18 protein-coding genes are annotated in these 23,966 nt (G+C 62.8%); 9 read left to right on the plus strand and 9 right to left on the minus strand.

Translation table 11 applies throughout. The annotated features are described in order from the left end of the window. Positions 1-59 precede the first annotated feature (59 nt). Complete coding sequence (locus tag AA098_RS20495) at positions 60-374, minus strand: hypothetical protein (protein ID WP_012051530.1); 315 nt, start codon at positions 372-374, stop codon at positions 60-62. Between the two features lie 48 nt (positions 375-422). Here AA098_RS20495 and AA098_RS20500 point away from each other — a divergent pair, with 48 nt between their 5' ends. From AA098_RS20500 to AA098_RS20515, 4 genes are all read left to right on the plus strand, one after another. Continuing rightward, positions 423-1,346 (plus strand): LysR family transcriptional regulator, encoded by a 924-nt coding sequence (locus AA098_RS20500; protein WP_003254610.1) that lies wholly within the window; start codon positions 423-425, stop codon positions 1,344-1,346. A gap of 13 nt (positions 1,347-1,359) precedes the next feature. Next, positions 1,360-2,172: an alpha/beta fold hydrolase gene (locus tag AA098_RS20505; RefSeq protein ID WP_003254611.1), complete on the plus strand. Its 813-nt coding sequence runs from the start codon at positions 1,360-1,362 to the stop codon at positions 2,170-2,172. Then, on the plus strand, positions 2,166-2,723 hold the full coding sequence (locus tag AA098_RS20510; protein WP_014590063.1) for a peptidylprolyl isomerase A: 558 nt from the start codon (positions 2,166-2,168) through the stop codon (positions 2,721-2,723). The genes AA098_RS20505 and AA098_RS20510 overlap by 7 nt, the downstream gene beginning before the upstream one ends. Before the next feature lie 64 nt (positions 2,724-2,787). Further along, entirely contained in the window at positions 2,788-4,620 is a 1,833-nt protein-coding gene (locus AA098_RS20515) for an ABC transporter ATP-binding protein (protein WP_064614959.1), read from the plus strand. 105 nt (positions 4,621-4,725) lie between these two features. On the opposite strand, the gene AA098_RS20520 is transcribed toward AA098_RS20515, so the two are convergent. Continuing rightward, positions 4,726-5,853 carry a GNAT family N-acetyltransferase gene (locus tag AA098_RS20520; protein WP_004576866.1) on the minus strand — a complete coding sequence of 376 codons (1,128 nt, stop codon included), beginning with the start codon at positions 5,851-5,853 and terminating at the stop codon, positions 4,726-4,728. Between the two features lie 262 nt (positions 5,854-6,115). On the opposite strand from AA098_RS20520, the gene AA098_RS20525 reads away from it, so the two are divergent. Next, positions 6,116-7,360: a putative porin gene (locus AA098_RS20525; protein WP_003254615.1), complete on the plus strand. Its 1,245-nt coding sequence runs from the start codon at positions 6,116-6,118 to the stop codon at positions 7,358-7,360. Between the two features lie 244 nt (positions 7,361-7,604). On the opposite strand, the gene AA098_RS20530 is transcribed toward AA098_RS20525, so the two are convergent. Both AA098_RS20530 and hrpA read right to left on the minus strand, forming a co-directional pair. After that, positions 7,605-8,726: a beta-ketoacyl-ACP synthase III gene (locus AA098_RS20530; protein ID WP_003254616.1), complete on the minus strand. Its 1,122-nt coding sequence runs from the start codon at positions 8,724-8,726 to the stop codon at positions 7,605-7,607. A gap of 174 nt (positions 8,727-8,900) precedes the next feature. Further along, a complete protein-coding gene (hrpA, locus tag AA098_RS20535) occupies positions 8,901-12,806 on the minus strand; it encodes an ATP-dependent RNA helicase HrpA (protein ID WP_003254617.1) in 3,906 nt (1,301 codons plus the stop codon). A gap of 571 nt (positions 12,807-13,377) precedes the next feature. Here hrpA and AA098_RS20540 point away from each other — a divergent pair. Together AA098_RS20540 and AA098_RS20545 are read left to right on the plus strand one after the other, a co-directional pair. Then, complete coding sequence (locus AA098_RS20540; protein WP_064615259.1) at positions 13,378-14,742, plus strand: glutamine synthetase family protein; 1,365 nt, start codon at positions 13,378-13,380, stop codon at positions 14,740-14,742. 24 nt (positions 14,743-14,766) lie between these two features. Further along, positions 14,767-16,074, plus strand: a complete 1,308-nt coding sequence (locus AA098_RS20545) for an FAD-binding oxidoreductase (protein ID WP_003254619.1) — start codon at positions 14,767-14,769, stop codon at positions 16,072-16,074. 287 nt (positions 16,075-16,361) lie between these two features. On the opposite strand, the gene fadD1 is transcribed toward AA098_RS20545, so the two are convergent. Further along, positions 16,362-18,059, minus strand: a complete 1,698-nt coding sequence (fadD1, locus tag AA098_RS20550; RefSeq protein ID WP_003254620.1) for a long-chain-fatty-acid--CoA ligase FadD1 — start codon at positions 18,057-18,059, stop codon at positions 16,362-16,364. Positions 18,060-18,390: 331 nt separating this feature from the next. Beyond that, complete coding sequence (gene fadD2, locus AA098_RS20555) at positions 18,391-20,079, minus strand: long-chain-fatty-acid--CoA ligase FadD2 (RefSeq protein ID WP_003254621.1); 1,689 nt, start codon at positions 20,077-20,079, stop codon at positions 18,391-18,393. A gap of 218 nt (positions 20,080-20,297) precedes the next feature. Between fadD2 and AA098_RS20560 the strand changes: the two genes are divergently transcribed. Together AA098_RS20560 and AA098_RS20565 are read left to right on the plus strand one after the other, a co-directional pair. After that, a complete protein-coding gene (locus tag AA098_RS20560) occupies positions 20,298-21,242 on the plus strand; it encodes an alpha/beta hydrolase (RefSeq protein ID WP_004576049.1) in 945 nt (314 codons plus the stop codon). Positions 21,243-21,276: 34 nt separating this feature from the next. Continuing rightward, entirely contained in the window at positions 21,277-21,747 is a 471-nt protein-coding gene (locus tag AA098_RS20565; protein ID WP_003254624.1) for a MaoC family dehydratase, read from the plus strand. Positions 21,748-21,865: 118 nt separating this feature from the next. Here the strand turns inward: AA098_RS20565 and AA098_RS20570 are convergent, their stop codons facing one another. From AA098_RS20570 to AA098_RS20580, 3 genes are read right to left on the minus strand one after another with little or no spacing between them, the layout of a single operon-like run. Further along, on the minus strand, positions 21,866-23,104 hold the full coding sequence (locus AA098_RS20570; RefSeq protein ID WP_003254625.1) for an RNA polymerase sigma factor: 1,239 nt from the start codon (positions 23,102-23,104) through the stop codon (positions 21,866-21,868). Next, positions 23,104-23,589 carry an SRPBCC family protein gene (locus AA098_RS20575; RefSeq protein ID WP_003254626.1) on the minus strand — a complete coding sequence of 162 codons (486 nt, stop codon included), beginning with the start codon at positions 23,587-23,589 and terminating at the stop codon, positions 23,104-23,106. The genes AA098_RS20570 and AA098_RS20575 overlap by 1 nt, the downstream gene beginning before the upstream one ends. A gap of 21 nt (positions 23,590-23,610) precedes the next feature. Beyond that, entirely contained in the window at positions 23,611-23,955 is a 345-nt protein-coding gene (locus AA098_RS20580) for a YciI family protein (RefSeq protein ID WP_064614960.1), read from the minus strand. Positions 23,956-23,966 lie beyond the last annotated feature (11 nt).

Here is a 23,966-nt window from a genome sequence, read left to right on the forward strand (position 1 = left end):
AGGCTTGACCTATCGATAAAAAAGCGTAAAAAGTGGGTCCAATCTATCGATTAATCAGTTTATTCCGCGCTGCAGTTCAAGGCGATCCGCAGTTTGATGATTTGCCGATTGAATTTCGCGGTGACATCGACGCTTTTACCTGCCGGTACGTTCACACGGCGCACCCGCGGTGCCTCTGGGCCATTGCGGAAGGTCACCTTGCACGCCGCCGGGACCTGCCCATAGTTGTTGAGGGTGATGGCGCCAATGTCATAGGCCGTGTCATAGGCGGTGTAGTCGAGCTTGACCCCGGTCAGCTCCTTCTCCACATCGATGGGATAAGCCATGGCCCCGAGGGGCAGGCACATCAGTATTGCCGCACAACATTTCTTCATGGGCCGCTCTCCTTGAAAGAGCGCAGCTTAGGACAACAGGAGCGAAAGATGAAAGCGCCGCGCGTAACCCTTGACCAGTGGCGAACCCTGCAAGCAGTGGTCGATCACGGCGGGTTTGCCCAGGCCGCCGAGGCCTTGCACCGCTCGCAGTCATCGGTCAGCTACACCGTGGCCCGCATGCAGGAGCAACTGGGCGTCCCGCTGTTGCGCATCGATGGTCGCAAGGCGGTGCTGACCGAGGCCGGCAATGTGCTGCTGCGCCGCTCGCGCCACCTGGTCAAGCAGGCCAGCCAGCTCGAAGACCTGGCCCACCACATGGAACAAGGCTGGGAAGCCGAGGTGCGCCTGGTGGTCGATGCCGCCTACCCCAGCGCCCGTCTGGTACGCGCGCTGGCTGCATTCATGCCACAAAGCCGCGGCTGCCGGGTACGCCTGCGTGAAGAAGTGCTGTCTGGCGTGGAGGAAGTGATGCACGAAGGCATCGCCGACCTGGCCATCAGCAGCTACAGCATCGGCGGCTACCTGGGCGCCGAATTGAGCGCAGTGGAGTTCATCGCCGTCGCCCACCCCGAGCACAGCCTGCACCGCCTGGGACGCGAACTGACCTTCCAGGACCTGGAAAGCCAGCTGCAGGTGGTGATCCGCGACTCTGGCCGCGCCCAACCGCGCGACGTCGGCTGGCTGGGCGCCGAGCAGCGCTGGACCGTCGGCAGCCTGGGCACCGCCGCCACCTTCGTCAGCAGCGGCCTGGGTTTTGCCTGGCTGCCCCGTCACATGATCGAGCGCGAACTGCGCGAAGGCGTGCTCAAGCCATTGCCGCTGGATCAGGGTGGCAGCCGCCACCCACTGTTCTACCTTTACTCGAGCAAAGAGAAGACCCTGGGCCCGGCCACGCAGATTCTCATCGACCTGCTGCGCAATTTCGACACCGCGCCACTGGACGTGCCCTTCGCAGCCCCCCCACAAGCCTGAGAGGACCGCGCCCATGGCCTATTTCGAACACGAAGGATGCACACTGCATTACGAGGAATATGGCCAGGGCGAACCCCTGGTGTTGCTGCACGGCCTGGGCTCCAGCTGCCAGGACTGGGAGTTGCAGGTGCCGCTGTTCAGCCGCCACTACCGGGTGATACTCATGGACATCCGCGGCCACGGTCGCTCCGACAAACCCGCTGACGGTTACCAGATCGCCACCTTCAGTGCCGACCTGCTGGCCCTGCTCGAACACTTGCACACAGGCCCGGTGCACTTCGTCGGCTTGTCCATGGGCGGCATGGTCGGCTTCCAGTTTGCCGTCGACCACCCTCAATGGTTGCGCAGCCTGTGCATCGTCAACAGCGCCCCTGAGGTCAAGCGCCGCACCCGCAGTGACTGGGCGTGGTGGCTCAAGCGCTGGAGCCTGGCGCGCATCCTCAGTGTCGAAACCGTCGGCAAGGGGCTGGCCGAGCGGCTGTTCCCCAAACCACAACAAGCAGACCTGCGACAGAAGATGGCCCAGCGCTGGGCGCGCAACGACAAGCGCGCCTACCTGAAAAGCTTCGACGCCATCGTCGACTGGGGCGTGCAGGAACGCATCGGGCAGATTCACTGTCCTACCCTGGTGATCGCCGCCGACCACGATTACACGCCGATACAACTGAAACAGCGCTACGTCGCCCTCATACCCAACGCCAGGCTGGTCGTCGTCGACGATTCCCGGCACGCTACACCCCTCGATCAACCCGAGGTCTTCAACCAGACCCTGCTGCAGTTCCTCGCAGCCGCTTCCACCTCTCAAGGATCTTTGAGCCCATGCTGAAAAAACTCCTGCTCACCGCCTGCTCGGTCGCCTTCGCCACCAGCGTGATGGCCTCCGACAAGACCCCGCACGTCCTGCTGGACACCAGCTTCGGCCAGGTCGAAATCGAGCTGAACGCCGAGAAGGCACCGCTCAGTACCAAGAACTTCCTGGAGTACGTCGACAGTGGCTTCTACAACAACACCATCTTCCACCGCGTGATCCCGGGGTTCATGGTCCAGGGCGGTGGGTTCACTGACCAGATGGTGCAAAAAGATACCAAGGCCCCGATCAAGAACGAGGCCAGCAACGGCCTGCAGAACACCCGCGGCACCCTGTCGATGGCGCGCACGTCCAACCCGAACTCGGCCACCAGCCAGTTCTTCATCAACGTCGCCGACAACGACTTCCTCAACCCAGGCCGCGACGCCGGTTATGCCGTGTTCGGCAAAGTGACCAAGGGCATGGAAGTGGTCGACCAGATCGTCAACTCGCCGACCACCGTCAAGAAAGGCATGCGTGATGTGCCGAGCGACCCGGTGTACATCAAGTCGGCCAAACGCATCGACTGACCGCAGGCTTTCACAAGGATGTGAAACCGCCTGAGGGCCGGATGGAACAGGAGTGTCACCACCCATGCTGTACCGCCGTTTCGAACAACTGATCGACATCTTTCGCGAAGCCCCCAGTGAATCGCCGCCGACGACCGTGTGGCCGTTCTACCTGTATTACCTGCGCCAGGTGTGGCCCAGCTTCGTGGCCCTGCTGGTGGTCGGCCTGGTCGCCTCGCTGATCGAGGTGGCGATGTTCAGCTACCTCAGCCGGATCATCGACCTGGCCCAGGGTACGCCCAATGCCAACTTCTTCAGCGAGCACAGCGGCGAGCTGATCTGGATGCTGGTGGTGATTCTGCTGCTGCGGCCATTGTTCTTCGGCCTGCACGACCTGCTGGTGCACCAGACCATCAACCCCGGCATGACCAGCCTGATCCGCTGGCAAAACCATACCTATGTGCTCAAGCAGAGCCTGAACTTCTTTCAGAGCGACTTCGCCGGGCGTATTGCCCAGCGCATCATGCAGACCGGCAACTCGCTGCGCGATTCCGCCGTGCAGGCGGTGGACGCGCTATGGCATGTGCTGATCTACGCCATCACCTCGCTGGTGTTGTTCGCCGAGGCCGACTGGCGCATGATGCTGCCGCTGCTGGCGTGGATCGTCAGCTACATTGCCGCGCTGTTCTACTTCGTGCCACGGGTCAAGGAGCGCTCGGTGGTGTCTTCGGACGCACGTTCCAAGCTGATGGGGCGTATCGTCGACGGCTACACCAACATCGCAACGCTGAAGCTGTTTGCCCATACCGACTACGAACAGCAGTATGCGCGTGAGGCAATCCGCGAGCAGACCGAGAAAACCCAGCTGGCCTCCCGGGTGATCACCAGCATGGACGTGGTCATCACCACCCTCAATGGCTTGCTGGTGGTCGCCACCACCGGCCTTGCCCTGTGGCTGTGGAGCCAATCGCTGATCACCGTGGGTGCCATCGCCCTGGCCACTGGCCTGGTGATCCGCATCGTCAACATGTCGGGCTGGATCATGTGGGTGGTCAACGGCATTTTCGAGAACATCGGCATGGTGCAGGACGGCCTGCAGACCATCGCCCAGCCAGTCACCGTCACCGACCTGCCCAATGCGCCGGCACTGAAGGTCAGCCGCGGCGCGGTGCGTTTCGATGAGGTCGACTTCCATTACGGCAAGGCCACCAATGTCATGGAAGGGCTCAACCTGGACATCCGCCCGGGCGAGAAAATCGGTTTGATCGGCCCGTCCGGGGCAGGCAAGTCGACCCTGGTCAACCTGCTGTTGCGCCTGTACGACGTGCAGGGTGGGCGCATCCTCATCGACGGCCAGGACATTGCCAAGGTGAGCCAGGCCAGCCTGCGTGCACAGATCGGCATGATCACCCAGGATACCTCGCTGCTGCACCGTTCGATCCGCGAAAACCTGCTGTACGGCCGGCCCGGTGCCAGCGATGCAGAACTGCACGAAGCTGTGCGCCGCGCGCGGGCTGACGAGTTCATCCCACAGCTTTCGGATGCCCAGGGCCGCACCGGTTTCGATGCCCATGTGGGCGAACGCGGGGTCAAGCTGTCGGGTGGCCAGCGTCAGCGTATCGCCATTGCACGGGTGCTGCTGAAGAACGCGCCGATCCTGATCATGGACGAGGCCACCTCGGCGCTGGATTCGGAAGTGGAAGCGGCGATCCAGGAAAGCCTGGAGACGCTGATGCAGGGCAAGACGGTAATCGCCATTGCCCACCGGCTTTCCACCATTGCCCGTATGGACCGGCTGGTGGTGCTGGACAAGGGGCGAATTGTCGAAAGTGGCAGCCACAGTGAGTTGCTGGAGCAGCAAGGGCTGTATGCCCGGTTGTGGCACCACCAGACCGGAGGTTTTGTCGGGGTCGATTGACACCTGCGCGGCCTTTTCGCGGGTAAACCCGCTCCTACACAGGTTCGCTATCGTTGTAGGAGCGGGTTTACCCGCGAAAAGGCCGGCACAGGCAACACAGATCTCTCAGTCCCGGCGGTAGGGCAACATCCCCCGCGCCTCCTCGGCATACCCCTTGACCCCTTCCCGTTCCTGCAGCAGAAAATCCTCCACCGCCCGCCGCAACCCCGGGTGCAGCAGGTAATGCCACGACCGCGTCAACACCGGCTCGAACCCGCGTATCAACTTGTGCTCGCCCTGTGCCCCGGCATCGAAACGCTGGTAACCCTCGGCAATGGCAAAGTCCATGCCCTGGTAGAAACACGTCTCGAAATGCAGCCGGTCGAACTCATCCAGGCAGCCCCAGTAGCGGCCAAACAGGCTGTCGCCCCCCACCAGGCTCAAGGCCATGGCCACATCTCGACCACCCTGGCGGGCCATCACCACGCGCACCGCCTCGGGCATGCGCTCGGCCAGCAGGCTGAAAAAATCGCGCGTCAGGTAGGGGGCACGACGGCGCACCGCATAGGTGTTGGCATAGCACAGAAAGACGAAATCCCACTGTGCCTCGTCCAGTTCATCACCGCGGTACCAGCGGAAGTCGATACCCTGCCCCGCCACCTGCTCGCGCTCCTTGCGCATCTGCTTGCGCTTGCGCGAGCTGAGGCTGTCGAGAAAGTCCTGGAAGTCGCGATACCCCCGGTTTTGCCAGTGAAACTGGCAACCCAGGCGTTCCATCCACCCAGGCAGGCCCGCCAACTGCGCGTCCAGCGCCGGGTCGGTGAAGTTGATGTGCGCTCCGGACAGCCCACCTTTGCCCAGATACTCCGGCAGGGCCTGCAGCATCAACAAACCGTCAGCCGGATCGGCCGCCAGCAGCCGTGGGCCGCTGACCGGACTGAACGGCACAGCGCCAAGCAGTTTTGGGTAGTAGGCGATACCGGCCCGCTCACACGCATCGGCCCAACCATGATCGAACACATACTCGCCAAACGAGTGCCATTTGCGGTACGCGGGCAACAGCGCCCGCACCTGCCCGCCTCGCTCCAGCACCAGGTGCTCGGCGGCCCAGCCAGTGTTGCGCGCCACGCTGCCGCTGTCCTCCATTGCACTGAGAAAAGCATGGCGCAGGAAGGGTTGGCCGGCTGGCACAAGGGCATCCCAGGTGGCCGTCGGCAGATCACGCAGGTGGGCAAGGCTGTACAGGCTGGTCACGTTTTCGGCTCGCTCTCTGAAGACCGTCAGTATCCCCAAGGAAGGCCCGTCGCTCAAATGACGAACGCCGGGTGGGCCCTTTAATTCTCAATTACTTAACAACAGTGCCACTAATCAGACATTAATCTGTCATTGGCCCCCGCAATACTTGCGCCTGTTTTCCGGAACCCTAGAACCTGTCTATTCAGGCCCTTTCCGAAGACATGCCAACGCAGGGGCAGGCGCTTGAGCCTCCCCCATTTTTTTCAGTAGGGAGAACCTTATGCGTCTTGTTTCCACACTTACCGGAGTAAGCCTCACCGGCATGATGCTGGCCCTGAGTGCCCCGGCCAGTGCTGCTGTCGACGCCAAGCTGCTCGAAATGCTCCGCGCCAATGGCTCGATCAACCAGGCGCAGTACAACGAACTGCAGGGCGACCTGGCAAAAGAAACCAAGGAAAAGGCCGACCAGAAAGCTCAGTCCGAACGTATGAGCTCCTTTGAACAAAAAGTGGCATGGGCCGCCAAGACCCAGATCAAGGGTGACGTGCGCCTGCGTTACGAAGACGTCAACGTCGACGATCCGAACAGCAGCAGCGGCAATCAGGACCGCCAGCGAGTACGTGCCCGTGTCGGCTTCTACAGCGAGATCAACCCGCAGGTTGACGCTGGGGTTCGTATCGCCACTGGCAGCAGCGCTGACCGACGTTCGACCAACCAGAGCTTCGACAACTACTTCGACAAGAAGTCGCTGTGGGTCGACCTGGCCTACCTCGACTGGCACCCGACTGCAGTCCCTAACCTGCACCTGATTGGCGGCAAGATGCAACAGCCTTGGGTGAGCATGGGCGACATCATCTGGGATAGCGACATCAACCCGGAAGGTGTGGCGGCCACCTACAAGGCTGACCTGGGCGGGGCCGAAGTGTTTGCCAGCGCCGGTCAGTACACCTTGAAGGACAACGTCGATGGTGACGGCGTCCAGTACAAGCACGATGCACAGGTTTACCACGGCCAGTTGGGCGCCAAGTTCGCGCCGGCCGACGTACTCAAGCTCACCGTGGGTGCCAGCATCTATGGTTACGACAACGACAAGGAAGCCGCCATCCTGCAGTCGTTCGGCAACACCACCAACGAGTTCAATCTGGTGGAAGGCTTTGGCCAGATCGACTTCACTGGCTTGGCCATTCCGTTGTCGGCCTATGGCCAGTACGTGAAGAACACCGACAGCACCGACGGCGAAGATCAGGCCTGGCTGGCTGGCCTGAAAACCAAAATGGGTGCCTGGAGCCTGGACTACAACTACCGCGATGTGCAGCGTAACGCGGTGGTCAGCCTGTTCACCGATTCGGACTTCGGCAACGGCTACACCGGTTCGCGCGGTCATAAGTTCAAGGTCGGTTACGAAATCGACAAGAACTTCTCCCTGGGTGCTGCCTACCTGATGGCCAAGACCGACCTGTCGCAGCTGCCGAACAGCAATGCTGACGTCGACACCCTGCAGGTAGACCTGGAAGCCAAGTTCTAAGCAACACCCTGCTCTGCTTCACCTGAAGCGGGAAACGCCGACCCCATCCGGCGTTTCCCGCTTTTTTGCATGCCAGAAATGCATCGGCCACTTTCTACCGGGCGTTCACCGGTGCCGGCGCTACCGTATTCGCGGGTGAGCCCGCGCCTACAACGGTCGGTGGTGTACACGCATGGCCGGTCCGGCACGGCCCGTCGTAGGAGCGGGTTTACCCGCGAAGGGGCCGGAACAGGCCTGTGCTCAATCAGCGCTTGCGCAGAATCACGCTACCAATCGAATACCCCGCACCAAACGAGCTCAACACGCCCAACGAGCCTTTGGCCAGGTCATCCTGGTACAGGTGGAAGGCAATCACCGACCCCGCCGAGCTGGTATTGGCGTAACGGTCCAGAATCACCGGTGCCTCTTCCTCGGACACTTCACGCCCCACCAGTTTCTTGACGATCAACTGGTTCATGCTGAGGTTGGCCTGGTGCAGCCAGAAGCGCTTCACGTCGCCCGGTTGCAGCCCATTCTCCTGCAGGTGTTCCCCGATCAGCTCGGCCACCTTCGGGCACACCTCGCGGAACACCTTGCGGCCTTCCTGGATGAACAGCTTGTCCGCAGCGCCTTCACCCTCTTCCGCCGCACGGTTGAGGAAGCCGAAGTTGTTGCGGATGTTGTTGGAGAACTCAGTCCAGAGCTTGCTGCTGACGATGTCGAACTGGTGCGCCGAAGTGGCCTGGTCGGCACGCTCCAGCAACACGGCGGTGGCGGCATCGCCGAAAATGAAATGGCTGTCGCGGTCACGGAAGTTGAGGTGGCCGGTGCACACTTCGGGGTTGACCATCAGCACCGCCCGCGCCTGGCCCAGCGCTACGCTGTTGGCGGCGGTCTGGATACCGAAGGTGGCCGACGAGCAGGCCACGTTCATGTCGAAGGCAAAGCCCTGGACACCCAGTGCCTGTTGCACTTCGATGGCGATGGCCGGGTACGGGCGCTGCAAGTTGGAGCAGGCGACGATCACCCCGTCGACATCGGCCGCCGTTCGGCCTGCGCGCTCCAGGGCCTGGCGGGCAGCGGCCACGGCCATTTCACACAGCACCGACGGTTCATCGTTGCTGCGCTCGGGCAAGCGCGGCTTCATGCGCTGCGGGTCGAGGATACCGGCCTTGTCCATGACAAAGCGGCTCTTGATGCCCGAGGCCTTTTCGATAAACGCCGCGTCGGAGAGCGGCGCCGCCTCGACTTCACCGCGCTCGATGGCGGCAGCGTTGTCCTGGTTGAACTGCTGCGACCAGGCGTTGAAGGAAGCCACCAGCTCTTCGTTGGAAATGCTCTGGGCCGGGGTGTACAGGCCGGTGCCGCTGATCACGACGTTATGCACGGTCGTTCCTCTGGTCAAAGGCCACCGCCACAGGGCGCTGGCTGGAAACATGACAGGTTAATGGCACTTTAGTGCCAATTCAGGGGCCTACGTTTACCCCCGCAAGGCGGGCTCACCCGCCAAGGGCCGCAAAGCGGCCCCAAACGCCCCAAAGTTTGCCACAAATAATAGAGGTTAGCCTTCCACCTGACTCCATTGTTTGCTCAATCGCTTGTCAGAAATCGGCACCTTGGTCCCCAACTGCTGGGCAAACAGCGACACGCGATATTCTTCCAGCCACCAACGGTACACAGTCAATTGCTCATCGCGCTTGCCTTCCTGGGCATGCTTGTCGGCACGGGCCTTGTACTGCGCCCACAAATTGGCCAGCTCGCCGCTCCACACCCGGTCCTTCTGTACTTGCGAGCCGAGTTTCTCGAGGCGCAACTCAACCGCCTTGAGGTAACGCGGCAACTCCTTGAACCACACCCCAGGCGTTTCGCGCACGAAGCCCGGGTACACCAGGTTGCCCAGCTGCTGCTTGATGTCGTTCAGCGCCACCGCTTGGCTCAGGTCGATCTTGCCCTTGAAGCGCTTCTGCAGCCCATGCCACAGCTTCAGCACTTCCAGGGTCTGCCTTGCCAGGCGCTCGGCATGCTCGGCCCAGCTGCCGCGCTTGCGTTCAGCCAGCGCGGCCAAGGCCGCGCCATCACGTGGCAACGGTTGTTCGCCTTCAAGGATGCAACTGTCCAGGCTGGCCAGCAGAATGTCTTCGACCAGCGCCTCGACCCGCCCCATTTCACGGTACAGCAGGCCCAGCTCGGTCAGCCCCGGCAGCTTGCCGCGCAGGAACTTGGCCGGCTCGGCCAGTTGCTGCAGCAACAGCCGTTGCAAGGCGCGGCGGTGCTGAAACTCGGCTTCGGCCTGGGTCGAGAAACGCCCCTCACGCACAGTGCCATTGTCTTCCACCAGCGCCGGGTACACGGTCATCGACAGGCCGGCGATCTTCTGCTGGGCGGTCTGCTTCACTTCGCTGAAGGCCTTGGCCTGCACCGGCTGCTCACCCTTGGCGTCACGCGGCACGGCCAGGGCAGCCTGGCTGGCGGCAGCAAAGCGCGCGGTCAGTTCCGCCAGGTCGCGGCCTTCGCCAAGGAACTTGCCCTGGCCATCGACCACTTCGATGTTCATGCGCAGGTGGCCTTCGACCTGGTTGACCGACTCGTCCCAGGCCTCGTCCGACACACGTGCACCGGTCATGCGCAGCAGCTCCTGGCCCAGGGCCTGCGGGAGCGCCCCTTGGCCGAAGGTCATGCGCGCCAGCGAAGCCTTGACGAAGTCAGGTACCGGGACAAAGTTCTTGCGCAGGGCCTTGGGCAGGTTGCGCACCAGCGCCACGCACTTGGCCTCCAGCAGGCCCGGCACCAGCCACTCCAGGCGCTCGCCCGGCAGGCTCGGCAACAGCGGCGCCGGCACCCGCACCGTCACACCATCGCGGGGGTGGCCGGGCTCGAAGTGGTAGCTCAGCGGCAGGCGCAAATCGCCCACCTGCATACTGTCGGGGTACTGTGCGGCGGTCACTTCGCTGGCCTCGCGGGCCAGCACGTCCTCCTCGCGCATGATCAGCAGGTTGGCGTCCTTCTGGCTGCCCATGCGGTACCAACTGTCGAAGGTCGCCGTCTGGTGGATTTCCGCCGGCAGGCGCGCTTCGTAGAAAGCGTACAGCGTTTCTTCGTCAGCCAGAATGTCACGCCGGCGAGCCTTGGCTTCCAGCTCGTCCAGCGCTTCAAGCAGGCGTTTGTTGGCCGCCAGGCACTTGGCCCGCGACTGGATTTCGCCACCCACCAGGCCTTCACGGATAAACAGCTCGCGCGAGGTCGCCGGGTCGATCGGGCCGTAGTGCACCGGCCGACGGCCGACCAGGATCAGCCCGTAGAGCGTGATCTGCTCGTAGGCCACCACCTGCCCGCGCTTCTTCTCCCAGTGCGGCTCGAAATGGTTTTTCTTGATCAGGTGGCCGGCCAGCGGCTCGATCCAGTCCGGCTCGATCTTGGCCACCATGCGCGCATACAGCTTGGTGGTTTCGACCAGCTCGGCAGCCATGACCCACTGCGGGCGCTTGCGTCCCAGGCCCGACGATGGATGCACCCAGAAGCGCCGCTGGCGGGCGCCCTGGTAGTCGCCCTCTTCGGTCTTCTGGCCAATCTGGCTGAGCAGCCCGCTGAGGATTGCCTTGTGCATCTTCTGGTAATCAGTCGGTTCCTTGTTCACCGTCAGCTGCAGGTCACGGCAAATCAGCGCCAACTGACGATGAGCATCGCGCCACTCGCGCAGCCGCAAGTAGTTCAGGAACTGCTTGCGGCACCAGTTGCGCAGCGGGTTGGCAGTCAGCGCCTGGCGTTGTTCCTCGAAGCCGCGCCACAGGTTGACCAGCGCAGCGAAGTCCGAGTCCACGTCCTTCCACTGTGCGTGCGCCTGGTCGGCGGCCTGCTGGCGTTCTGGAGGGCGTTCACGCGGGTCCTGCACCGACAGCGCACTGGTGACAATCAGCACTTCCTGCAGGCTGCCCAGGCGCGCGCCTTCAAGCAGCATGCGGCCCAGCCGCGGGTCGATCGGCAAGCGCGCCAGCTGGCGGCCAATTGGCGTCAGCTGGTTCTCGCGGTTAACCGCCGAAAGCTCCTGCAACAGGTTGAAGCCGTCGCTGATGGCTTTGCCATCCGGCGGCTCGATGAACGGGAAGGCATCGATTGCGCCCAGGCGCAGGTGCAACATCTGCAGGATCACCGCCGCCAGGTTGGTGCGCAGAATCTCCGGGTCGGTAAACGCTGGCCGGCTGTTGAAGTCCTCTTCGCTGTAGAGACGCACGCAAATGCCCGGCTCGACCCGGCCGCAACGGCCTTTACGCTGGTTGGCACTGGCCTGTGACACCGCCTCGATCGGCAGGCGCTGGACCTTGGCGCGGTAGCTGTAGCGGCTGATGCGCGCGGTACCGGTGTCGATCACATAGCGGATGCCAGGCACGGTCAGCGAGGTTTCGGCGACGTTGGTGGCCAGCACCACGCGGCGCCCGGTGTGCGGTTGGAAGATACGCTGCTGCTCGGCCGGCGACAGGCGCGCGTACAGCGGCAAAATCTCGGTATGGCGCAGTTGCGCCTTGCGCAGGATCTCGGCGGCATCACGGATTTCCCGCTCGCCCGGCAGGAAGATCAGCACATCGCCCGGCCCCTTGCCCTCGCTACGCTCGTGCTGCGCCAGCTCGTCGAGGGTGGCAAGGATGGCCTGATCGACGGTGAGGTCATCCTCGATCTGGTTGCCTTCCTCGTCCTGTTCGCTGGTCAGCGGGCGGTACCAGGTGTCCACCGGGAAGGTGCGCCCGGACACCTCGATGATCGGCGCACCGTCGAAGTGCCTGGAGAAGCGCTCCAGGTCGATGGTGGCCGAGGTGATGATCAGCTTCAGGTCCGGTCGACGATGCAGCAACGTTTTCAGGTAGCCGAGCAGGAAGTCGATGTTCAGGCTGCGCTCGTGCGCTTCGTCGACGATGATCGTGTCGTAGCGTTCAAGGAAACGGTCGTGCTGGGTTTCGGCCAGGAGGATGCCGTCGGTCATCAGCTTGACCAAGGTATTGGAATCGCTCTGGTCTTCGAAACGCACCTGGTAGCCGACCAGCGCGCCCAAGGGCGTGCCCAGCTCTTCGGCGACTCGCGCGGCCACGCTACGCGCTGCGATCCTGCGTGGCTGGGTATGGGCGATCAACCCATGGCTGCCACGGCCAAGTTCCAGGCAGATTTTCGGCAACTGGGTCGTCTTGCCAGAGCCGGTCTCGCCGGCGATCACCAACACCTGGTTTTCGGCCAGGGCCTTCTTGATTTCGTCACGCTTGGCGGCGATGGGCAGGTTGTCGTCGTAGCGTACGGTCGGCACGCTCTGCTGACGCGCGGTGACCTGAGCGCAGGAGGCCTGGACCTTCTCCACCCACTGCGCCAGCTTCGCCTCGTCGGGGCGCTTGCGCAGTTCGTGCAGTTGCCGGCGCAGGCGATGGCGGTCGGCAATCATGGCGTGGTCGAGGTTTTGCAGCAGTTTGTCGATGGCGTGGTCAGTCATGGGGCTTTTTAGTGATGCAGGTGAGCCTGCTTTTTCATGATCGGCATTCGGAAAGTCGGGCGATTGTCGCAGATTTGCGGATTCTCTGCTGCTTGCACGCGCCCTGTGAGAGCGGCCTTGTGTCGCGATAGGGCTGCAAAGCGGCCCCAGCAACTTCTGAATGGTCGCTGATGGCCGGAGCCCGCTACGCGGCCCTTTCGCGACGCAAGCCCGCTCCCACTTTGACCGTGATGCTTTCACCAGAATGTTTAGCCAAGTGCGATGTAAAGGTTGCCATTCACTGCTTTAATCAACCTTACGCCGCATGTGAGTATCAAAGGCATGACTCCCGCCCAGCCTATCGCCCCACCGTCGTCCCGCCCTTCGCTGCCGAAGGCCCGGAGCCGTGCCGGGGAAAATCCGCTGGTCCACATCATCCTCGCCTTCTGGGCCTTGTGGCACTGCCGTCACGCGCGCCCACCGGACACCTCGCTCACGCCATTGTGACCAAACCCGGCCACCGTCTGGCCGTTTGACTCAACTGGGCCGCCTGCTTGCGCGGTGGCCCTGCGCGCCTATGAGCGAATTGATCATGCACTTTGCCCCTGTAGAGCAGGCTACCCGTTTTCTGGCCGACAACCCCGATATCGAGCTGTTCGAACTGTTCATCCTCGACGCCAACGGTGTGCCACGCGGCAAGCTGTTGCACCGCGAGGAATTGCTGGCCGTGTACCAGACAGGCCGGCCACTGCCCAGCACCATCCTTGGCCTGACCCTCAATGGCGACGACGTGGAAAACTCCGGCCTGGTGTGGGATGTAGGCGATATCGACTGCCGTGCCTACCCGCTTGACGGCAGCCTGGTGCGGCTGCCCTGGCGCCGGGTGCCCACCGCTGCAGTGCAGGTGAGCATGCACCCCAGCGAGGGGCTGCCGGCCAGCATCGCTGACCCACGCCATGTGCTGCTGCGCACCATCGAAGCGTTGAAGGCCGATGGTTACCACCCGGTGATGGCCTGCGAGCTGGAGTTCTACCTGCTTGACCAGCAGCGTGATGCCCAGGGCCGCCCACAACCGGCACTGGACAACGATGGCGGTCGCCCACGCAGCACCCAGGTCTATGGCCTGCGCGAACTGGAGCAGATCGAACCGTTCCTCGCCGACCTGTACGCTGCCTGCAAGGCCCAAGGCATCCCGGCGCGCACGGCCATTTCCGAGTACGCCCCGGGCCAGGTGGAAATCACCCTGGAGCATGGCGATGCGCTGCAGGCGATGGACCAGGCGGTGCGCTACAAGCGCCTGGTAAAAGGTGTGGCCCATGCCCACGGCATGCAGGCCTGCTTCATGGCCAAGCCATTTGCCCAACTGGCCGGCACCGGCATGCACATGCACCTGAGCCTGGCCGACAGCGCCGGCAACAACCTGTTCGCCAGCGAAGACAAGGCCGGTACCCCGCTGCTGCGCCAGGCCGTGGCCGGCATGCTGCGGCACCTGCGCGACTCGCTGCTGCTGTTCTGCCCCAACGCCAACTCGTACCGACGTTTCCAGGCCAACAGCTATGCGCCCCTGGCGCCAACCTGGGGCGTGGACAACCGCACCGTGAGCCTGCGTGTGCCAGGAGGCCCTACCAACAGTCGCCATGTGGAGCACCGCATCTGTGGCGCGGATGCCAACCCTTACCTGGCTGCAGCGGCGATCCTTGCTGCCAGCCACCAGGGCATCCGCGAACAGCTTGACCCAGGTGCCCCCGTTGAAGGCAACGGTTACGCTCAGGCCACCGAACACCTGCCCACCGACTGGCTGACCACCCTCGACGCCCTGCAACATTCCGAATGGGCCCGTGAAGCACTGGGCGAAGACTTCCTTGGCGTGTACCTGAAGGTCAAGCGCGCCGAGTACCGCCAGTTCATGGCTGAAGTCAGCGAACAGGACTGGCGCTGGTACCTGCACCAGGCCTGAGCCCCTACAAAACAAGGAACACCCATGAACGCAGCATTGAACAACGGCCCGGCGCAGCGCGCGCCGTCCTATTACAGCGCCACCCTCAACGACCACAGCGAGTACCCGCAACTCAAAGGCACGGTGCAGGTGGATGTGGCGATCATCGGCGGTGGCTTTACGGGCGTGGCCACGGCGGTTGAACTGGCCGAGCGCGGCCTGAAGGTCGCCATCGTCGAAACCAACCGTATCGGCTGGGGCGCCAGCGGTCGCAACGGCGGCCAGGTCACCGGCAGCCTGTCGGGCGACGAGGCCATGCGCTCGCAGATGCGCAACCACCTGGGCGCCGAAGTGGACGATTTCATCTGGCACTTGCGCTGGCGCGGGCACCAGGTGATCGAGCAGCGCGTGGCGCGCTATGGCATCGATTGCGACCTCAAGCGTGGCCATTTGCATGCCGCGATGAAACCTTCGCACATGAACGAACTGCGTGCGTTCGAGGCCGAAGCACAGCGCCGCGGCATGGGCGAGCAGGTGCAACTGCTCGATCGCGCTGCAGTGGCGGAGCATCTGCAAAGCCCGCTTTATCTGGGTGCGTTGAAGAACCTGCGCAACCTGCACCTGCACCCACTCAACCTGTGCCTGGGCGAAGCCCGTGCCGCGCATGGCCTGGGTGCACTGATATTCGAAAATTCCGAAGTGCTGGACATCGTCCATGGCCCGCGCCCGGCGGTGGTTACCGCCCACGGCCGGGTGGAGGCACGCCAGGTGATGTTGGCCGGCGATGTGTATCACAAGCTCGAAAAGCGCCAGCTCAAGGGCAAGATCTTCCCAGCCATGGGCGGTATCGTCACCACCGCGCCGCTGGGTGAGCTGGCCGAGCAGATCAACCCGCAGGACCTGGCGGTGTATGACTGCCGCTTCGTCCTCGACTACTACCGCCTGACGGCCGACAAGCGCCTGCTGTTCGGCGGCGGCGCCAACTACTCAGGCAAGGATTCACGCGACATCGAAGGCGAATTGCGCCCCTGCATCGAACGCACCTTCCCGGCATTGAAGGGGGTGCCGATCGAGTTCCAGTGGAGCTGCGCCATGGGCATCGTGGTCAACCGCATCCCGCAGCTGGGCAAGCTGTCGGACAACGTGTGGTACTGCCAGGGTTACTCGGGGCACGGCATTGCCACCAGCCACATCATGGGCGAGATCATGGCCGAAGCGTTGACCGGCACGCTGGAGAAGTTCGACACCTTTGCCCAGTGCAAGCATGTGCGAGTGCCGATGGGGGACTTGCTGGGGAACCCGCTGCTGGCGGCGGGGATGTGGTACTACCAGATGCTCGAGAAGCTGCGCTGAGTTGCGCGGATGTAGGCGCGGGTTTACCCGCGAAAGGGCCGGCCCTGCTGACCGATTTCCACCCGCCGTTCACCGTTGTCGCCACTACCGTATTCGCGGGTAAACCCGCTCCTACAGGGGCTCACAATGTCTGAAGACGGCGCCGCATCTTATTGTGGGGCCTTGTGTCGCGAAAGGGGCGCATAGCGCCCCCCAGCCATTGTTGCATCGCCGCCGAAACCCCAGGGCCGCTTCGCGGCCCTTTCGCGACACCAGGCCGCTTCCACACTGAGCGTGCAGGCTTATGGTCAGGCGATCTTCTTCAAGCCTTGCTTCTTGAGCTCTTCATCACGCAGTTCGCGGCGCAGGATCTTGCCAACGTTGGTGGTAGGCAGCGAGTCGCGGAACTCGATGTGGCGCGGTACCTTGTAGCCGGTGACGTTGGCACGCATGTGCTCCATCACCTGCTCCTTGGTCACGGTCATGCCCGGCTTGACCACGATGAAGACCTTGATCACTTCACCCGACTTCTCGTCCGGCACACCGATGGCAGCGCACTGCAGCACGCCCGGCAAGGCCGCCAACACGTCTTCCAGCTCGTTGGGGTACACATTGAAGCCCGAGACCAGGATCATGTCTTTCTTGCGGTCGACGATGCGCATGTAGCCGTCCGCCTGGATCACGGCGATGTCGCCGGTCTTCAGCCAGCCTTCGCTGTCGAGAATCTCGGCCGTGGCATCTTCACGCTGCCAGTAGCCCTTCATCACCTGCGGGCCCTTGACACACAGCTCGCCCACTTCGCCAAGCGGCAGCTCATTGCCGGCGTCGTCGATGACCTTGCACAAGGTCGACGGCACCGGAATACCGATGGTGCCCACCTGGTTCGCTTCCGACGGGTTCACCGCCGCCACCGGGCTGGTTTCGGTCATGCCGTAGCCTTCGCAGATGGCGCAACCGGTAACGGCCTTCCAGCGCTCGGCCACGCTTAGCTGCAAGGCCATGCCGCCCGACAGGGTGATTTTCAGCGCCGAGAAATCCAGGGCTCGGAACGCCTCGTTATTGCACAAGGCGACGAACAGGGTGTTGAGGCCCACAAAGCCGCTGAACTTCCACTTGCCCAGTTCCTTGACCATTGCCGGCAAGTCTCGCGGGTTGCTGATCAGCACGTTGTGGTTGCCGATCAGCATCATCGCCATGCAATGGAAGGTAAACGCATAGATGTGGTAAAGCGGCAGCGGAGTGATGAGGATTTCGCAGCCTTCGTGCAGGTTGGCGCCCATCAGTGCCCGGCACTGCAGCATGTTGGCCACCAGGTTGCGATGGGTCAGCATGGCGCCTTTGGCCACGCCGGTGGTACCGCCGGTGTATTGCAGCACCGCCACGTCGTTGGCCTGCGGGTTGGCCTCGGTCACTGGCTGGCCCTTGCCCAGCGCCAGGGCGTCATTGAAACGCACGGCCTGCGGCAGGTTGTAGGCCGGCACCATCTTCTTCACGTACTTGATCACGCTGTTGATCAGCAGGCGCTTGAGTGGCGGCAGCAGGTCGGCCACTTCGGTGACGATAACGTGCCTGACCTGGGTTTTGGGCACCACTTTTTCGGCCAGGTGGGCCATGTTGGCCAGGCACACCAGGGCCTTGGCACCCGAGTCGTTGAACTGGTGTTCCATCTCCCGCGCGGTGTACAGCGGGTTGGTGTTGACCACGATCAGCCCGGCACGCATGGCACCGAAGACCGCGACCGGGTATTGCAGGACATTGGGCAGTTGCACGGCAATGCGGTCACCCGGCTTGAGGTCGGTATGCTGCTGCAGCCAGGCGGCAAACGCCCCCGACAACGCATACAACTCGCCATAAGTGATAGTCTTGCCCAGGTTGCTAAAGGCCGGTTTGTCGGCAAAGCGTTGGCAGGATTGCTTGAGTACCGCCTGGATATTGGGGAATTCGTCAGGATTGATTTCCGCCGTAATCCCGGCTGGGTACTTATCCTTCCAAAAATTTTCGATCATGGAAGCCCACTCCTTCAGCAACAGCGAAGTTCGATTCACGCGTCGATGCGCTTATTATTGATATGAGATGACGGTTCGTTGCAAACCGGATCATCTGGAAGCGGGCCGAGAGTAACAGCTTTGTCTGGGGTCGCCTAGAGGCCAAAACAGGCCTTGCGGTCACAAAAATGACTCAATGAACAATACAGGTCATTTTTAGAGTAATTATCCAAAATGTCGCAGATAAGGCTGTATATGGCCTTTTAGAGCGGTTTAGAGGCATTCGCGGGTAAACCCGCTCCTACATTGGCGGTGTAGGAGCGGGTTTACCCGCGAAGAAGCCATCCCGGTATCACGCTATATCGCGCAACTCCCGCCGCAAAATCTTGCCCACCGGCGTCATGGGCAACGATTCGCGCAGCACGATGTGCTTGGGTACTTTGTAGCCGGTGAAGTTGGCCTTGCAGTAGGCCTTCAGCTCATCAACGCTCAGCCCCCCCTCGCGCGGCACCACGAACAGCTTGACCGCCTCGCCGGAACGCTCGTCCGGCACGCCGATAGCCGCACAGTTGGCGACCTTGGGATGCCCCATCACCACATCCTCGATTTCGTTGGGGTACACGTTGAAGCCCGAGACGATGATCATGTCCTTCTTGCGGTCGACGATGCGGGTGAAGCCGTCCGGGTCGATCACCGCGATATCACCGGTCTTGAACCAGCCTTCTGCGTCCAGTGCCTGGGCCGTTGCCTCGGGCTGCTGCCAGTAACCCTTCATGACCTGCGGGCCTTTGATGCAAAGCTCGCCCCGCTCGCCCAGCGGCAGTTCGTTGCCATCATCATCGATGACCTTGAACGCAGTACCCGCCACGGGGATGCCCACCGTACCCAGACGCGCCAGCTGGCCGTAGGGGTTGGTGCTGGCCACCGGCGAGGTTTCTGTCAGGCCGTAGCCTTCAACGATGCGGCACCCGGTAAGGTCTTCCCAGCGCTCGGCGGTGGCCTTGACCAGCGCGGTGCCACCAGAGTTGGTGACCTTCAGCGCCGAGAAGTCCAGCTGACGGAAGCCCGGGTGGTCCATCAGTGCGACAAACAGGGTATTGAGACCCAGCAAGGCAGAGAAACGCCACTTGCCCAGCTCCTTGATGAAGCCGGGAATATCCCGCGGGTTGGTAATCAGCACGTTATGGTTGCCGGTGACCATCATGCACATGCAGTTCGCGGTGAAGGCATAGATGTGGTACAGCGGCAGCGGCGCGATCATCACTTCCTGGCCGTCCTTCAGCAGCTTCTGCCCATCGGGGCCGTGCTGCGAGAAGCAGGCCAGCACCTGCAGCATGTTGGCCACCAGGTTGCCATGGGTGAGCATGGCGCCCTTGGCCAGGCCGGTGGTGCCGCCGGTGTACTGCAGCACGGCGATGTCATCGAGGTTCAGCGACACCGGTTTGGGCGACAGCCTGCGGCCCTCGCGCAGCACCTGCGTGAACGGCACCGCCTGGGGCAACTGGTAGGCCGGCACCATCTTCTTCAACTTGTCGACCACGGTGTTGACCAGCCAGCCCTTGGCGGCCGGCAGCAGGTCGCCCATCTTTGCCTCGATCAGGTACTCGATACCGGTATCGGGCAGCACCTCCTGCACGCGCTTGCCGAACATGTTCAGGTACACCAGCGCACGCGCGCCACTGTCCTTGAACTGGTGGCGCATCTCGCGCTCGGTGTACAACGGGTTGGTATTGACCACGATCAGCCCGGCGCGCATGGCACCGAATACGGCGATGGGGTACTGCAGCACATTGGGCATCTGCACGGCAATGCGCTCACCCGGTTTGAGGTCGGTGTGCTGCTGCAACCAGGCAGCGAAGGCTGCCGAATGGCGCTCCAGTTCCGCGTAGCTGAGGGTCACGCCCAGGTTGCTGAACGCCGGGCGGTCGGCAAAACGCTTGCAGGAGCGCTCGAACACCTCGACCACCGAGGCGTAGGCATTGATGTCGATGGTGGAAGGCACGCCTGCCGGGCGCTTGTCATTCCAGAAATCGGCTTGCATTTATTATTGTTCCTCTGCCTGGACCTGCACTGCGTCCTTTAATCCTTTACCTGACCGCCTGCTGGCGAAAAGGCGTTGATTCGACGTTAGCAGGTAAACCCAAGGTGGCATATACGCCAAGTGCCGCCATTAACATTGTGAATCTTATTTGTGCCCCTCCTGCAATCCGGCCGGTTGTGCATACACTGTTCGGGTAATTGCGCGCACAAGGACCCGCCATGCCCCACGACGCCTTCTGGCTGCCCGCCAGTGAGCACTGCAGCCTGTACGTACACCAATGGCTGCCGGCCAAACCGGTAAAGGCCGTGGTGCTGCTGGCCCATGGCATGGCCGAGCATGCCGGGCGCTACCAGCGCCTGGGCCAGGCCCTGAGCGAGGCCGGCTTTGCCCTGTTCGCTGCCGACCAGCGTGGCCACGGGCGCACTGCCGAGCTGGGCAACCTCGGCCTGTTCGCCCGCCATCATGGCTGGAATGCCGTGGTCAACGACCTGGGATGTGTGGCCCAGCATATCGGCCAGCAGTACCCGTGCACGCCGCTGTTCCTGTTCGGCCACAGCATGGGCAGCTATATCGCCCAGGCGTACCTGCTGCATCACAGTGGCAGCCTGCACGGGGCTATCCTCAGCGGCTCCAACTACCAACCGGCCGTGCTGTACCGCTTTGCGCGGCTGATTGCCCGGCTGGAATCCTGGCGCCAGGGGCCACTGGGCAAGAGTGCACTGATCGAATGGTTGTCCTTCGGTTCGTTCAACAACGCCTTCAAGCCCAACCGCACAGCCTTCGACTGGCTCAGCCGCGACCCGGGCGAGGTCGATCAGTACGTGAATGACCCGTTGTGCGGCTTTCGCTGCACCAACCAGTTGTGGCTCGACCTGCTGCAAGGCTTGGCGCAGATCAGTCAGCCGGGTAACCTCGCGCAGATCGATCCCAACCTGCCGATGCTGGTGATCGGCGGTGAATGTGATCCGGTCAGTGCCGGCAAGCGTCTCACCCATCTGGCCGACGCCCTGCGCGCGACCGGCAACCGACATGTACAGCTGCGCGTCTATCCTGAGGCGCGGCATGAAGTACTCAACGAAACCAACCGTGGCGAGGTCATCGCCGATATTCTCGGCTGGCTTGAACAGGCGCTGGCCCTTGGCCGCCCTGCGCGCAGTGAATGATAGCCGCCCTCGCCCAACGCTTAAGGAAGCATCGATGTCCCAGGTCACCAACACGCCTTACGAAGCCCTCGAAGTCGGCCAGAAGGCCGAGTACAAGAAGTCCGTTGAAGAACGCGACATCCAACTGTTCGCTGCGATGTCCGGTGACCACAACCCGGTTCACCTGGATGCCGAGTTCGCCGCCAAGAGCATGTTCCGCGAACGTATTGCCCATGGCATGTTCAGCGGCGCGCTGATCAGTGCGGCAGTGGCCTGCACACTGCCTGGCCCTGGCACCATCTACCTGGGCCAGCAGATGAGCTTCCAGAAGCCGGTGAAAATTGGCGACACCCTGACCGTGCGCCTGGAAATCCTCGAGAAGCTGCCCAAGTTCAAGGTGCGCATCGCCACCAACGTCTACAACCAGAACGACGAGCTGGTGGTCGCGGGTGAAGCCGAGATCCTGGCGCCGCGCAAGCAGCAGACCGTCGAGCTGGTGTCGCCGCCGAATTTTGTGGCGAGCTGAAGTGTGATGCAGCCAGCACCTACTTCAAGGCTGCTCTCCTGGGTAACCCGCTAATTCGTTGATTTAGCGGGCATCCTGTGGGATATGGGCTGGCCCGCACAGAGCCGGCCCCCCCACATCATTCGATAGCCTGCAAACGCCGCTCGATATGCCGCCGCTCAGGCGCCTGTCGGGTCAAGGCCAGCGCCTGCTGCCAGGCCGCTCGCGCCTCTTCTACCTGCCCCAGCTGGCAATGCAACTCGGCGCGCGCCGCATGTGCCAGGTGATAGTCCAGCAACTCCCCCCGCGCCAGGATCCCTTCGACTTCCCGCAGGCCAACCTCCGGCCCATCCCGCTTCGCCAGCGCCACCGCCCGGTTCAGCGCCACCACCGCTGACGGCCAATACCGCTGCAACACGTCATACAGGCCGACGATCTCTCCCCAGTCCGTCTCTTCAGCCGTCGCCGCTTCGGCATGCACGGCAGCAATCGCCGCCTGGACGGTATAGGCACCGAACGCACGGCTCTGCAGGGCTTGGCGCACCAGAGCACAGCCTTCGGCAATAAACTGCCGGTCCCACAAGCTACGGTCCTGCTGCTCCAGAACCACCAAATCGCCTTGGCCATCGATGCGCGCCCGCTGCCGGGACGCCTGCAGCAGCATCAACGCCAGCAGGCCGACCGCCTCCGGGTCGGGCAGCAACTGCACCAGCAACCGCGCCAGGCGAATGGCTTCATCGCTCAGTTCCTGCTGCAGCAGTGTTTCGCCCGATGACGCCGAATAGCCCTCATTGAACACCAGGTAGATCACCCGCAACACGCTTTCCAGGCGCTCGGGCAGCTCATTGAGCTCGGGTACCTGGTACGGTATGCCCGCGTCACGGATCTTGGCCTTGGCACGCACGATCCGCTGGGCGATGGTTGTCGGGCTTTGCAGAAAGGCGCGGGCGATCTGCTCGGTGGTCAGGTCGCAGACTTCGCGAAGCGTCAATGGCACCTGAGCGTCGGCCGACAGGGCCGGATGGCAACAGGTGAAGATCAGCCGCAGGCGGTCATCCGCCAGCAGTTCTTCTTCACTGGGGTCCTGCGCCTGACCATCCAGCAGCATGCTCAAGTCCGCCTGGGAGCGGTCGAAGCGGACGCGCCGGCGCAGCGCGTCGATGGCCTTGAAGCGCCCGACAGAGACCAGCCACGCTCGCGGGTTGGCGGGGATACCGTCGCGTTGCCAGCGCTCCACTGCAATGAAGAAGGCGTCATGCATGGCCTCCTCGGCCAGGTCAAAATCACCCAGCAAGCGGATCAGTGTCGCCAGTATGCGCCGCGACTCCTGCCGGTACACGGCCTCGACTTCGGCGCTCACCTGGGCCAGTGCTGCCATCAGTCGGGCATCCGCTGGGTCACCACCTCCACCAGGCGGTCCAGGCTTTCTCCCCAGCCTTGGTGGAAGCCCATTTCTTCATGGGCACGGCAGTCGGTGGCATTCCAGTGCCAGGCACGGGCGGTGTAGCGGGTTTTGCCCTGTTCCTCGTCAAAGCTGATCACGGCGGTCATGAAGGCCTTGTCCGACGGCACCCAACCGGGGCCGAAGGCATCGGTGAACACCAGCCGGCGTGGCGCGGCAATTTCCAGGAAAACGCCCTGGTTCGGGTACTCGCTGCCATCCGGCGCGCGCATCAGGGTGCGAAACAGGCCACCGGCCCACAACTGCATCTCACACTCCGGGGTGGTCATGCCGCGCGGCCCCCACCACTGCATCAGCCACTGGGGTTCGGTCCAGGCGCGAAATACCTTGGCCGGTGGGGCGTCGATCAGGCGGTTGATGGACAACTCGTGTTGCGCCTGGGCAATGGGGGCAAGGCTCATGCTAATGGTTCTCCTTGGCTGTCAGGGTTGCAGCTCGCGCACCGGTCGCACCTCGACACTGCCGACCCGCGCAGCAGGGATGCCCTTGGCGATATTCAGCGCTTCGTTTAGGTCGCGGGCCTCCACCAGGTAAAAGCCCGCCAGTTGCTCCTTGGTTTCGGCGAACGGGCCGTCGGTCAGGCTCATGCGCCCGTTACGCATACGCACCGTGGTGGCCGTCTGCACCGGCTTCAGCGCCTCGGCCGCCAGCATGCGCCCGGAACCGTGAATGGCTTCGGTGTAGGCCATGCATTCAGCGTCAGCCGGGCTGTCGGGCAGGCTGTGCAACAGCCCCTCGTCACAATAGACCAGGCACAGGTATTTCATGGTCGCCTCCA

It is taken from the genome of Pseudomonas sp. JY-Q (assembly GCF_001655295.1).
Classification (GTDB): Bacteria; Pseudomonadota; Gammaproteobacteria; order Pseudomonadales; family Pseudomonadaceae; genus Aquipseudomonas; species Aquipseudomonas alloputida.

What these genes read in the sequence shown, in the direction of transcription:
- AA098_RS20570 (WP_003254625.1), bottom strand. Translation starts at nt 23,104, where the DNA reads ATGGCAGCACTGGCCCAGGTGAGCGCCGAAGTCGAGGCCGTGTACCGG.
- AA098_RS20540 (WP_064615259.1), top strand. Translation starts at nt 13,378, where the DNA reads ATGCACTTTGCCCCTGTAGAGCAGGCTACCCGTTTTCTGGCCGACAAC.
- fadD1 (WP_003254620.1), bottom strand. Translation starts at nt 18,059, where the DNA reads ATGATCGAAAATTTTTGGAAGGATAAGTACCCAGCCGGGATTACGGCG.
- hrpA (WP_003254617.1), bottom strand. Translation starts at nt 12,806, where the DNA reads ATGACTGACCACGCCATCGACAAACTGCTGCAAAACCTCGACCACGCC.
- AA098_RS20560 (WP_004576049.1), top strand. Translation starts at nt 20,298, where the DNA reads ATGCCCCACGACGCCTTCTGGCTGCCCGCCAGTGAGCACTGCAGCCTG.
- AA098_RS20495 (WP_012051530.1), bottom strand. Translation starts at nt 374, where the DNA reads ATGAAGAAATGTTGTGCGGCAATACTGATGTGCCTGCCCCTCGGGGCC.
- fadD2 (WP_003254621.1), bottom strand. Translation starts at nt 20,079, where the DNA reads ATGCAAGCCGATTTCTGGAATGACAAGCGCCCGGCAGGCGTGCCTTCC.
- AA098_RS20515 (WP_064614959.1), top strand. Translation starts at nt 2,788, where the DNA reads ATGCTGTACCGCCGTTTCGAACAACTGATCGACATCTTTCGCGAAGCC.
- AA098_RS20500 (WP_003254610.1), top strand. Translation starts at nt 423, where the DNA reads ATGAAAGCGCCGCGCGTAACCCTTGACCAGTGGCGAACCCTGCAAGCA.
- AA098_RS20505 (WP_003254611.1), top strand. Translation starts at nt 1,360, where the DNA reads ATGGCCTATTTCGAACACGAAGGATGCACACTGCATTACGAGGAATAT.
- AA098_RS20545 (WP_003254619.1), top strand. Translation starts at nt 14,767, where the DNA reads ATGAACGCAGCATTGAACAACGGCCCGGCGCAGCGCGCGCCGTCCTAT.
- AA098_RS20510 (WP_014590063.1), top strand. Translation starts at nt 2,166, where the DNA reads ATGCTGAAAAAACTCCTGCTCACCGCCTGCTCGGTCGCCTTCGCCACC.
- AA098_RS20575 (WP_003254626.1), bottom strand. Translation starts at nt 23,589, where the DNA reads ATGAGCCTTGCCCCCATTGCCCAGGCGCAACACGAGTTGTCCATCAAC.
- AA098_RS20565 (WP_003254624.1), top strand. Translation starts at nt 21,277, where the DNA reads ATGTCCCAGGTCACCAACACGCCTTACGAAGCCCTCGAAGTCGGCCAG.
- AA098_RS20525 (WP_003254615.1), top strand. Translation starts at nt 6,116, where the DNA reads ATGCGTCTTGTTTCCACACTTACCGGAGTAAGCCTCACCGGCATGATG.
- AA098_RS20580 (WP_064614960.1), bottom strand. Translation starts at nt 23,955, where the DNA reads ATGAAATACCTGTGCCTGGTCTATTGTGACGAGGGGCTGTTGCACAGC.